We start from the raw sequence: 11,395 nt of genomic DNA, 5'->3' as shown, positions 1-11,395 counted from the left end.
GCCGGGGCTGATGATGGCGTTGGAACGGGGCGGGCGCTGCGACGGCGTCATCTATCGCCTGCCGGACGGCGACAAGCCTGCCCAGATCGAAAGGCTGCTGCGGCGCGAGATAGATGATCACGAAAGCATCGCCTCGGTCCGCTGGGTGCCGGTGCGCACCGCGCAGGGGCCGCTCAAGGCGCTGGGCTTCTGGGTCGGGGTGACCGGCAGGGGCACCTCGCTTGGGCAGCCGCTCGAGACGGTGGCGCATGTGCTGGCCCGCGCCTGCGGCCATGTCGGCTCCGGAGCCGAGTATCTCTACAACACAGTCAGCCATCTCGAGGCGTTCGGCATCCATGACCGCAATCTGTGGCGGCTGCAGGAACTGGTCGCGGACGAGATCAGGTCGATCCATGGCCCCGGCATTGAAAGCGCTGCGCCATTCGAGCCTTCCGCGCTCGTTATAACATGAGTGCAATTATCATGTTTTTATCGTGTCTTTTCAGCGACTTGGTCGAAAATTGACCAATTGATAAAAAAATAAAACGTGCTAGCCTTCCCTAAAACAAGACAAGGGGAACCGGAATGGCGACTGGTCATTTCAAGGAAGGCATAGCCGGCGGCCGGCTGTCGTCCGAGCAATATGCCGACAATTTCTCCGACCTGCACCCGCCGCTCGACCATCACGAGGCGCTGGTCGAATCCGATCGCTGCTATTTCTGCTACGACGCGCCGTGCATGAACGCATGCCCGACCTCGATCGACATTCCGCTGTTCATCCGCCAGATCTCGACCAGCAATCCGCTCGGCTCGGCGAAGACCATTTTCGACCAAAACATCCTTGGCGGCATGTGTGCCCGCGTCTGCCCGACCGAGACGCTGTGCGAGGAAGTCTGCGTGCGCGAGGTGGCGGAAGGCAAGCCGGTGCAGATCGGCCGGCTGCAGCGCTACGCAACCGACGTCGCCATGTCCGAGAACAAGCAGTTTTATCCGCGCCCCGAACCGACCGGAAAGACGGTCGCTGTGGTCGGCGCCGGGCCGGCCGGGCTTGCCGCCGCGCATCGGCTCGCCCGCCATGGTCATGACGTGACCATATTGGAGGCGCGAGCGAAGGCCGGCGGCCTCAACGAATATGGCATCGCGGCCTACAAGAGCGTCGACAATTTCGCCCAGGCCGAGGTCGACTACGTTACCTCGATCGGCGGCATCGACATCCAGAACGGCAAGGCGCTCGGCCGCGACTACCAGCTGTCCGACCTGATCCGGAACTACGACGCGGTGTTCCTCGGCATGGGGCTTGGCGGCGTCAACGCGCTGCGCGCCGACGGCGAGGATGCCGATGGTGTCACCAACGCCGTGGAGTTCATCGCCGAGCTGCGTCAGGCGGGCGATCTTTCGGGCCTGCCGGTCGGAAGGCGCGTCGTCGTCATCGGCGGCGGCATGACGGCGATCGACGCCGCGGTGCAGTCGAAGCTGCTCGGGGCCGAGGAGGTGACGATCTGCTACCGGCGCGGCCAGGAGCACATGAATGCATCCGGCTTCGAGCAGGATCTGGCCGCCGCCAACGGCGTCACCATCCGCCACTGGCTGCAGCCGAAGCGGGTCATCGCCGAGAACGGCAAGGTGTCGGCGATCGAGCTCGAATACACGGCAATGAACGGCGACAAGCTTGCCGGCACTGGCGAGCGGCTTACGCTCGCCGCCGACCAGGTGTTCAAGGCGATCGGCCAGAGCTTTGTCCCGGCAGCGCTGAATGGCAGTGGCGCCGAGATCGAGCTGGAGGGCGGGCGCATCAAGGTCGATGCCGAGGGGCGTACGTCGCTGGCGAAGGTCTGGGCCGGCGGCGACTGCATCTTCGGCGGCGATGACCTCACCGTCTCGGCCGTGGCGCAGGGCCGCGACGCGGCGGAATCGATCAACCGGGCACTGACCTCTAACGGGAGGGCATGAGCATGGCAGATATCCGCAACAATTTCGTCGGCATCAAGTCGCCCAATCCGTTCTGGCTGGCCTCGGCGCCGCCGACCGACAAGGCCTACAATGTCATCCGCGCCTTCAAGGCGGGCTGGGGCGGCGTGGTCTGGAAAACGCTCGGCGAAGAGGGGCCGCCCGTCGTCAACGTCAACGGCCCGCGCTATGGCGCGATCTGGGGTGCCGACCGGCGACTGCTTGGCCTGAACAACATCGAGCTGATAACCGACCGCGAGCTGCAGACCAATCTGCGCGAGATCAAGCAGGTCAAGCAGGACTGGCCGGATCGCGCCGTCGTCGTCTCGCTGATGGTGCCGTGCGTCGAGGAAAGCTGGAAGGCGATCCTGCCGGTGGTCGAGGAGACCGGAGCCGACGGCATCGAGCTCAATTTCGGCTGTCCGCACGGCATGTCGGAGCGCGGCATGGGCTCGGCGGTCGGCCAGGTGCCGGAATATATCGAAATGGTGGTGCGCTGGTGCAAGGCAAACACCCGCATGCCGGTCATCACCAAGCTGACGCCCAACATCACCGACATCCGCAAGCCGGCGCGCGCGGCACACGCCGGCGGCACCGACGCGGTGTCTTTGATCAACACCATCAATTCGATCACCGGCGTCGACCTCGACAGTTTCGCGCCGCAGCCGACCATCGACGGCAAGGGCTCGCATGGCGGCTATTGCGGACCGGCGGTGAAGCCGATCGCCATGAACATGGTGGCCGAGATCGCGCGCGATGCTGAGACCCGCGGACTGCCGATCTCCGGCATCGGCGGCATCACCACCTGGCGCGATGCGGCGGAGTTCATGGCGCTCGGCGCTGGCAACGTGCAGGTCTGCACGGCGGCGATGACCTACGGCTTCAAGATCGTGCAGGAGATGATCGCCGGGCTTGAGAACTGGATGGACGAGAAGGGCCATGCCTCGCTCTCCGACTTCGTCGGCCGGGCCACGACCAACGTCACCGACTGGCAGTATCTCAACCTCAACTATGTCGCCAAGGCGCATATCGACCAGGACGCCTGTATCAAATGTGGCCGCTGCCACATCGCGTGCGAAGATACCTCGCACCAGGCGATCACCAGCATGGTCGACGGCGTCAGGCATTTCGAGGTGATCGAGGCCGAATGCGTCGGCTGTAACCTCTGCGTCAATGTCTGCCCGGTCGAGGGCTGCATCACGATGGAGCCGCTGGCCGCCGGCGCGATGGACGAGCGCACCGGCAAGCCGGTGTCGCCGGTCTATGCCAACTGGACGACGCATCCGAACAATCCGATGGCCAAGGTAGCGGCGGAATAGGGCAGGTACGCGACGAGAGAAGCGGCGTCTTCGGGCGCCGTTTTTCGTTTTCCTATTGCAGATAGTGGATATCCACGATAAAAGATATCCATGAATTGGAGCATGGCATCATGAGATTGGGGGAAGGCGTCGAGGCGGCAATCCACTGCGCCGCGATGCTCGCAGGCGTAGACGGCGCCGCGACCATGCCGGGCGCCGCCATGGCGGAGGCTTTCGGCCTGTCGCCGAGCTATCTGCTCAAGCATCTCAACATGCTGACGGCCGCGGGTATTCTGGAATCGGTGCCGGGACCGGCCGGCGGCTACCGTCTGGCGAAGCCGTCCGAGAGCATCACGCTGCTCGACATCGTGCTCGCCGTCGAGGGCAGGGAACCTGCCTTCCGTTGCGGCGAGATCCGCCAGCGCGGCCCTGTGCGGCTCGATGCTTCGGCCTATGTGAAGCCATGCGGCATCAATGCAGCGATGCTCAAGGCCGAGCGCGCCTATCGCGCAGCGCTGGCCGAAGTCAGGCTGTCGGCGATCGTGGCTGACTATGTCAGCGAGGCCGATCCGCGCTCGGTCGCGGCGGGCTGCGCCTTCGTCGCCCGCTATCAGCGGCCGCAGAAGGTTCATCCAAACCAAGTTCCCCAAGCAAAGAGTGGAAGGTAAGAACTATGAAACAGAGGCTGCAATTCTTCGCCAAGGCGCCTGAAATCATGAAGGCGGTGTCGGCGCTCAACAAGGCGGTCGACGAATGCGGGCTGGAGGTTAGCCTGCTGCATCTGATCAAGCTGCGCGCCTCGCAGATCAACGGCTGCTCCTTCTGCGTCGACATGCACAGCCGCGAGGCGCGGCAGGACGGCGAGACCGAGCAGCGGCTCTATCTCATCGCTGCCTGGAAGGAATCGCCGCTGTTTTCCGAGCGCGAGCGCGCCGCGCTGGCCTGGACCGAAGCGGTGACGAAGATCGCCAACAACGGCGTCTCGGACGAACTTTATGCCCGCACGCTGGTGCATTTCTCCGAAGAGGAACTGGTCAAGCTGTCGGTCGCGATCGGCATGATCAACACCTGGAACCGGCTTTGCGTTCCGTTCCAGGCCATTCACCCAACGCCGGCCGCCAAGGCTGCGTGAGCGATCGACCCAGCGCGCGGGCCGGACCTCGGCCCCGCGCCTTTTTGGCGCGAGATCAATCACATGTTTGCAAATTTTCAAAACGAGATTCTGCTTGCCGCGCGACTGCTGGTTGGCGGCGCCTTTGTTCGCCGGCTTGCGCAATATCCTGAACAGGGCCTTCCTGACCCAGTTGATGACGGAGCGCGGCGTGCCTCAGGCGGGGCTGGCGCTGTGGCTCGGCATCGTCGTGCAGGTCGTCGCCGGCGGCCTGATTGTGGCGGGCGTCTGGATCGCGCTTGCTGCTGCTTGGCTTATCCTGTTCCTGGTCGTCGCAACGGTCATGTTCGACAATTTCTGGGATCATCAGGGCCCGGAGCGAGCGGCACGAATCAACGGCTTTGTCGCCAATATTGCGCTTTCCGGAGGGTTTCTGGCGCTGATGGCGCAGCCGCTTTGAACTGACAACTTGACGCTTCCGGTCGTCGAGTGCCCATTAATCGCTCTGTCGCGATTGTGCTGTACCTTGACCCAGTTCGCCCGTTGGAGCGCGCATGGAGCAAAACTGGACCGGTTTCTGGGCGAGCGTTTCGCAGGCCTTTCATCAGGCGCTGTCGCCGTTTCGCGCGACCGCTGAATCGATCGGCTATTCCCCCACCGACATGCAGATATGGTGCTTCCTGTGTGCCCTCTTCGTGCTGGCGCTGGTTGTCCCGCACAGCTATGGCGATATCGTGCTCAGGCGGCGACGCGCCTATGCCATCGGCAAGGTGGTTGGCATTGACACGTCCGGCGATTCCCCAAGCACGCCGACCATCGAATTCGCCGATCGCCAGGGGCGTAGCTGGCGTTTCGACTCGAACCTACCGATCAATAGCGTGACCGGTTCGATCGGAGCTTCGGTCGAGGTGATCTATGATCCACTCAATCCGAAGCGGGCACGGGAAGTGGGGCGACCGATCATGAAGGCGATCCACGTCGCCGTCTGGTACCTGATCGCGGCCGGGCTGATGGCATTCGCTTTCTGGCCCAGCCTGATTTCCGACTAAACATTTTCGTACGACCGCCGGCGGTCTTGGGCAGCAGTTCAAGCAGCGTATCGCAGACCGCCATCGCAGGTCAGCACCTGGCCGGTCATGAAGCCGTTGCAGACAAGGAAGGCGATCGCGTCGGCGACGTCCTCGGCGCGGCCGATGCGGCCGACAGGCGTCTTGCCGGCATATTCGGCAAAGACCGCTTGCCGCTGTTCGCCCGGCAGAAAATCCCACCAGGGCGTATCGATGACGCCGGGCGCCACGACATTGACGCGTAACGGCTTCAACTCGACCGCCAGGATCGGTGCCACTGTCAGAAGCATGCCATTGATGGCGCCTATGCCAGCAATGCCGGGGGCGGCGAGTTGCGCCGATACCGCCGAAATGAAGGTAACCGATCCAGCTTTGCTCAGCGTCGGCAGGGCTGCCTGCAGGCAAGACAATTGCGGGCGGATTTTCTCGTCGACGCCACTGCCGATGTCGGCGAGATCGAGAGTCGCGAACGGCCCAAGCCCCTTGCCGCCGCTTGCGGCCAGGACGAGGTGATCGAACGGTCCGAGGCTATCGAAGAAATGGCGGACGTCACCCGGCCTGGTCGCATCGAAGGAGGCCTTGCCGACGGTGCCGCCAAGGGTCTTCCAGGCGTTCTTGAGCTTGTCTTCATTGCGGCCCGTGATCGTCACTTTCATGCCGGGGCCAACCAGCTTGCGCGCCGTGGCAAGGCCGATGCCGGACGAGCCGCCGATAATGACGCAATGTTCGATTTTCTCACTCATGACTGTTGTTCCTGGTTGGGCCTGAGGCGCGCTCGATCAGGTCGAGGCTAAGGCTCAGCAACTGCCGGCGCGCCTTTTCGTCGTAGGCCTGTGCGTCGGCGCGGGATTCGCGCTGGCCGTCGAAATAGAGACCGCTGCGTCCCTTGAGCGCCGGCGAAGCGGCGAGGTTGAGGATGGCGTCGGCGCCGGTCTCGACCGAGCTCCACGGCGTGACGCCTGCTTGCCGGACCATGGTGGTGTCCATGTAGCTTGCCGGATGCAGGGCGTTTACGGTGACGCCGCTGCCTTTCAGCTCTCCGGCCAGATCGACGGTGAACAGGATCTGTGCCAACTTGCTCTGGCAGTAGGCACGCACGCCGCTGTAGCCGTGGGTCAGCATGATGTCGTCGAAGTCGATCGCTTGCTGGCCGGCCGAGGCGACATTGACGATCCGCGCCGGCGCGCTCGCCTTGAGCAGCGGCAAAAGCTCCGAGGTCAGCAGGAAGGCGGCGAGATAGTTGACGGCGAAACGCAGTTCGTAGCCGTCGGCGCTGACCTGTCTTTTCGCGCCTCCGCCGGCGGTGCCGACGCCGGCATTGTTGATCAGGATGTCGAGCCGCGTTGTCCTGGCGCGCACGGCTTCGGCGAGGCGCCTGACCTCGGCAAGCGAGGAGAGATCGGCGACGAGAAGCTCGGCCTTGCCGCCGGCGGCTTCAATGGCAGCGACGACTGCCTTGCCGCGCATCGCGTCGCGGCCATGCACCAGGATATGCGCGCCGCTCGCGCCGAGCTTCTCGGCCACGACGCGGCCGACGCCGTCGGTTGATCCGGTGATGAGGACGGTCTTGTCCTTCAGGTCCATGTTCAGAGCCTCCATGTTTCGCTCTGAACGCAAGATGGGGCGCGGCGCGCATCCCAAACAGTTCAAACTTTATCCTGGTATCAATACTGCTATAATAAGTCCCATGGACGCGATCCCCCATTCGTCAGAAGACAGCCGCCGGCGCGAGCTTGGCGCCTTCCTGCGCTCGCGCCGGGAAAGGCTTTCGCCCGAGACCGCCGGCATCGCTTGCGGCGCGCGGCGGCGCACGCCAGGGCTGAGACGCGAGGAAGTGGCGATGATCGCCGGCGTCGGCACGACCTGGTACACCTGGCTGGAACAGGGCAGGGACGTTCGCCCCTCGGTCGAAGTGCTGACGGCGCTCTCGGAGGCGTTGCGCCTTGACGCCGTCGAGAAGCGGCATCTGTTCATCCTTGCCGGCCGCCAGCAGCAGGAGCGCCGCGAGGCGGCGCCCGAAAAGGTCGACGGCCCGCTGCTGCACATGCTGCAAAGCCTCGTCCTGCAGCCGGCCTATGTCGTCGGCCGGCGCTGGGATGTGCTGGCCTGGAACCCAGCGGCGGTGGCAGTGTTCGGGGATTATGGCCTGCTGGAGGGCGATACCCGCAACATTGTCCACATGGTGTTCGCCAGCCCGCACCACCGCCGCCTGCTGGTCGACTGGGAAGAACTCGCCCGCGTGGTGCTCGCATCGTTTCGCGCGGAAAGCGCCAAATATGTCGGCGACCCGGACTTCGACCGGCTGATCGCGCTGATGATGCGTTCAAGTCCCGAGTTCCGCGACTGGTGGCCGCAGCGTGATGTGGCGCGGAGATTGTCAGGGGTGAAGCATGTCAGGCACCCGAGCGCCGGCGCCATGACATTCGAGCATATGAGCCTTTCGATCGACGACGGTTCCGACATGCGGCTGATCGTCTACACGCCGCTTGCCGAGCAGAATTCGATCGCCAAATTGCAGAAGCTGCTCGACGCGCTGCCGGCCGATCGGCGCAGCGCCTGACGCCATCTACACTTTCAGCCCTTCGGCTTCAGCCCGTCGATGAACAATTGCTCGAGGAAGCGCGCGGCGTCCTCGAAGCGGCCGTCGCCGCCGCGGTCGGCGCCAAGCACGGCGCGGACTTGGACGTCGAAATCGGCATAGTGCTGCGTCGTTGCCCAGATCGAGAAGATCAGGTGCCAAGGGTCGGTGCGAGCGATCTTGCCGGCGCGCATCCAGCCCTTGATGACGGCCGCCTTCTCGTCGACCAGCGTTTTCAGCTCGCCTTCCAGCAGCGGCATGATGCGCGGCGCGCCCTGCAGGATCTCATTGGCGAACAGCCGGCTCTCGCGCGGGAAATCGCGCGCCATTTCGAGCTTGCGCCTGATGTAGCTGCGCAGCTCGGTGAGAGGGTCGCCGATGTCGTCGAGTTCCCTGAGCGGCGCCAGCCACGTCTCGAGCAGCCGCTCCATCAGCGTTTCGTGAATGTCTTCCTTGCGGCGGAAGTAGTAGAGCAGGTTCGGCTTCGACATGCCGGCCGCTTCGGCGATCTGGTCGATGGTAGAGCCGCGAAAACCGTTGGTGGAGAAGACCTCGAGCGCGGCTTCCAGGATCAGCTCGCGCTTTTCCTGCTGGATGCGGGTGCGGCGGGGAGCGGAACCTTCCATGGCGGCCGTCACCCCCGTAAACCTTCGCCGCGAGCGTCATCTGGACCAATTCTCTGGACCAGTTTTTCCTTGGCCTGTGGAGCGCGCTTCCGATGCCGCATTTCCGTTAGTAATCCCTTGACCGCCGACATGGCGGTGCTAACGTTTGTCCAATCGGTCAAAATTTGCGTAGCACGAAAACGCAGCTGAGACCAAGTGCTGGGAAGACCAAGCGTTAGCCGCACCGAAACAGGTTACAAGGGGAAGTCTTGGTCATGTCCAACCGGCTGAAAGTCACGCCGAACGATCTCAGCGCATTCTGGATGCCGTTCACGGCGAACCGGCAATTCAAGCAGGCGCCGCGCATGTTCGTGTCCGCCAAGGACATGCATTACACCACCAGCGACGGCCGCAAGGTGCTCGACGGCACCGCCGGTCTCTGGTGCGTCAATGCCGGCCACTGCCGGCCGAAGATCACCGAGGCGATCCAGCACCAGGCGGCCGAGCTCGACTATGCGCCGGCCTTCCAGATGGGCCACCCGATCGTCTTCGAACTGGCGAACCGCCTGGTCGACATCGCGCCGAAGGGCATGGACCATGTCTTCTTCACCAATTCCGGCTCGGAATCGGTCGATACCGCGCTGAAGATGGCGATCGCCTATCACCGCGCCAGGGGCGAGGGCTCGCGCACCCGGCTGATCGGCCGCGAGCGCGGCTATCACGGCGTCAATTTCGGCGGCATCTCGGTCGGCGGCATCGTCAACAACCGCAAGATGTTCGGCACGCTGCTCGGCGGCGTCGACCATATGCCGCATACGCATCTGCCGGAAAAGAACGCCTTCTCCAAGGGTGTGCCGGAGCATGGCGCGGAACTCGCCAACGAACTCGAGCGCATCGTCGCGCTACATGACGCCTCGACCATCGCGGCCGTTATCGTCGAGCCGGTGGCCGGCTCGACCGGCGTCATCCTGCCGCCGAAGGGCTATCTGCAGAAGCTGCGCGAGATCTGCACCAAGCACGGCATCCTGTTGATCTTCGATGAGGTCATCACCGGCTTCGGACGCCTCGGCACACCGTTCGCCGCCGACTATTTCGGCGTCACGCCGGACATCATGACCACCGCCAAGGGCGTCTCCAACGGCGTTATCCCGATGGGCGCGGTGTTCGTGACGAAGGAGATCCACGACGCCTTCATGACCGGACCCGATCACATGATCGAGTTCTTCCACGGCTATACCTATTCGGGCAATCCGATCGCCTGTGCCGCGGCGCTCGGCACGCTCGACACCTACAAGGACGAAGGCCTGCTGACCCGGGGCGAGGAGCTGGCGCCCTACTGGGAAGATGCGCTGCATTCGCTGAAGGGCGAGCCGAACGTCATCGATATCAGGAACATCGGCCTGATCGGCGCGATCGAACTGGCGCCGATTGCCGGGCAGCCGACGAAGCGGGCCTTCTCGGCCTTCGTCAAGGCGTTCGAGCACGGCGCGCTGATCCGCACCACCGGCGACATCATCGCGCTGTCGCCGCCGCTGATCATCACAAAGGGTCAGATCAACGAATTGATCGACCATCTGCGCGATGTTCTGAGGTCGATAGACTAGACTGCTTTGTCCGGTTGGGCGGCGTCGGGAACCGCCGCCCGATCGGATCGTGAAATGAGAGGACTTTGAATGGCGGCCCCCGGCGAGAATCTGCGAATCAATTCAGACCGTTTGTGGGATTCCATCATGGAGATGGCGAAGATCGGCCCCGGCATTGCCGGCGGCAACAATCGCCAGACCGTGACCGACGAGGACGGCGAGGGCCGGCACCTGTTCAAGCGCTGGTGCGAGGCCGCGGGCCTCGAAATGGGGCTCGACGAGATGGGCACCATGTTTGCCCGCCGCGAGGGCACCGATCCCAGTCTGCCGCCGGTCTATGTCGGCAGCCATCTCGACACCCAGCCGACCGGCGGCAAGTATGACGGCGTGCTCGGCGTCCTCGGCGGGCTGGAAGGCGTGCGCTCGCTCAACGATCTCGGCATCAAGACCAGGCACCCGATCGTCGTTACCAATTGGACGAACGAGGAAGGCGCGCGCTTCGCGCCGGCCATGATGGCCTCCGGCGTCTTCGCCGGCGTGCTCGACCAGGCCGACGTCTACGAACATGTCGACAAGGACGGCAAGAAGTTCGGCGAGGAGCTGGAGCGCATCGGCTGGAAGGGCACCGAGAAAGTCGGCGAGCGCAAGATCCACGCCTTCTTCGAACTGCATATCGAGCAGGGGCCTATTCTTGAAGATGAAGGCATCGACATCGGTGTCGTCACGCACGGCCAGGGCCTGAAATGGCTGCAGGTGACGCTGACCGGCAAGGAGGCGCATACCGGCTCGACGCCGATGCCGAAGCGCCGCAATGCCGGGCTCGGCATGGCGCGGGTGATCGAGCTGGTGCACGAGATCGCCATGGACTATCAGCCGGACGCTGTCGGCGCTGTCGGCCATATGCAGGCCTATCCGAACTCGCGCAACATCATTGCCGGGCGCACCGTCTTCACCATCGACATCCGCTCGCCGGAAAAGGAGGTGCTCGACGCCATGGACGCGCGCGTGCGCGAAGGCATCGACACGATCTGCGATGCGCTCGACATCAAATACCAGATCGAGCAGGTCGGCCATTTCGATCCGGTCACCTTCGACAAGGGCTGCGTCAAGGCGATCCGCGATGCAGCCGACCGGCTCGGCTACACGCATCGCAACATCGTCTCGGGCGCCGGCCACGATGCCTGCTGGATCAACCGCGTCGCCCCGACAGCGATGGTGATGTGCCCC

The 11,395-nt window shown here is 63.9% G+C and carries 12 protein-coding genes and 1 pseudogene; 10 read left to right on the top strand and 3 right to left on the bottom strand.

Annotation, left to right across the window (positions count from 1 at the left end):
- From EN742_RS10545 to EN742_RS10515, 7 genes and pseudogenes are all read left to right on the top strand, one after another.
- A partial coding sequence (locus EN742_RS10545) for a gamma-glutamylcyclotransferase (protein WP_189375263.1) occupies nt 1–451 on the top strand: 451 nt, incomplete at its 5' end.
- A 113-nt stretch (nt 452–564) separates the two neighbouring features.
- Nucleotides 565–1,929 (top strand): NAD(P)-dependent oxidoreductase, encoded by a 1,365-nt coding sequence (locus EN742_RS10540; RefSeq protein ID WP_127421666.1) that lies wholly within the window; start codon nt 565–567, stop codon nt 1,927–1,929.
- A 2-nt stretch (nt 1,930–1,931) separates the two neighbouring features.
- On the top strand, nt 1,932–3,245 hold the full coding sequence (gene preA, locus EN742_RS10535) for an NAD-dependent dihydropyrimidine dehydrogenase subunit PreA (protein WP_128332781.1): 1,314 nt from the start codon (nt 1,932–1,934) through the stop codon (nt 3,243–3,245).
- A 110-nt stretch (nt 3,246–3,355) separates the two neighbouring features.
- Entirely contained in the window at nt 3,356–3,892 is a 537-nt protein-coding gene (locus tag EN742_RS10530) for an Rrf2 family transcriptional regulator (RefSeq protein WP_127400287.1), read from the top strand.
- Nucleotides 3,893–3,897: 5 nt separating this feature from the next.
- Nucleotides 3,898–4,356: a carboxymuconolactone decarboxylase family protein gene (locus EN742_RS10525; RefSeq protein ID WP_127406693.1), complete on the top strand. Its 459-nt coding sequence runs from the start codon at nt 3,898–3,900 to the stop codon at nt 4,354–4,356.
- A 63-nt stretch (nt 4,357–4,419) separates the two neighbouring features.
- Nucleotides 4,420–4,795: pseudogene (locus tag EN742_RS10520) on the top strand (DoxX family protein).
- A gap of 94 nt (nt 4,796–4,889) precedes the next feature.
- Entirely contained in the window at nt 4,890–5,384 is a 495-nt protein-coding gene (locus tag EN742_RS10515; protein WP_127400284.1) for a DUF3592 domain-containing protein, read from the top strand.
- A gap of 38 nt (nt 5,385–5,422) precedes the next feature.
- On the opposite strand, the gene EN742_RS10510 is transcribed toward EN742_RS10515, so the two are convergent.
- Nucleotides 5,423–6,145 (bottom strand): SDR family oxidoreductase, encoded by a 723-nt coding sequence (locus tag EN742_RS10510; protein WP_127406692.1) that lies wholly within the window; start codon nt 6,143–6,145, stop codon nt 5,423–5,425.
- Nucleotides 6,138–6,986 carry an SDR family NAD(P)-dependent oxidoreductase gene (locus tag EN742_RS10505; RefSeq protein ID WP_127400282.1) on the bottom strand — a complete coding sequence of 283 codons (849 nt, stop codon included), beginning with the start codon at nt 6,984–6,986 and terminating at the stop codon, nt 6,138–6,140. The genes EN742_RS10510 and EN742_RS10505 overlap by 8 nt, the downstream gene beginning before the upstream one ends.
- 103 nt (nt 6,987–7,089) lie before the next feature.
- On the opposite strand from EN742_RS10505, the gene EN742_RS10500 reads away from it, so the two are divergent.
- Nucleotides 7,090–7,962 carry a helix-turn-helix transcriptional regulator gene (locus tag EN742_RS10500; RefSeq protein WP_127406691.1) on the top strand — a complete coding sequence of 291 codons (873 nt, stop codon included), beginning with the start codon at nt 7,090–7,092 and terminating at the stop codon, nt 7,960–7,962.
- Between the two features lie 14 nt (nt 7,963–7,976).
- Here EN742_RS10500 and EN742_RS10495 read toward each other — a convergent pair whose 3' ends face one another.
- Complete coding sequence (locus tag EN742_RS10495) at nt 7,977–8,606, bottom strand: TetR family transcriptional regulator C-terminal domain-containing protein (RefSeq protein WP_127421738.1); 630 nt, start codon at nt 8,604–8,606, stop codon at nt 7,977–7,979.
- A 254-nt stretch (nt 8,607–8,860) separates the two neighbouring features.
- Between EN742_RS10495 and EN742_RS10490 the strand changes: the two genes are divergently transcribed.
- Together EN742_RS10490 and EN742_RS10485 are read left to right on the top strand one after the other, a co-directional pair.
- Complete coding sequence (locus EN742_RS10490) at nt 8,861–10,189, top strand: aspartate aminotransferase family protein (protein ID WP_127400257.1); 1,329 nt, start codon at nt 8,861–8,863, stop codon at nt 10,187–10,189.
- 69 nt (nt 10,190–10,258) lie between these two features.
- Nucleotides 10,259–11,395 (top strand): Zn-dependent hydrolase (locus EN742_RS10485; protein WP_148670070.1); only part of this gene is annotated, 1,137 nt, incomplete at its 3' end.

It is taken from the genome of Mesorhizobium sp. M4A.F.Ca.ET.020.02.1.1 (genome assembly GCF_004022645.1).
In the GTDB taxonomy this organism is placed as follows: Bacteria; Pseudomonadota; Alphaproteobacteria; order Rhizobiales; family Rhizobiaceae; genus Mesorhizobium.
The sequence above is the reverse complement of the archived record's forward strand: the minus strand, read 5'-3'. Positions and strand labels throughout refer to the sequence as shown.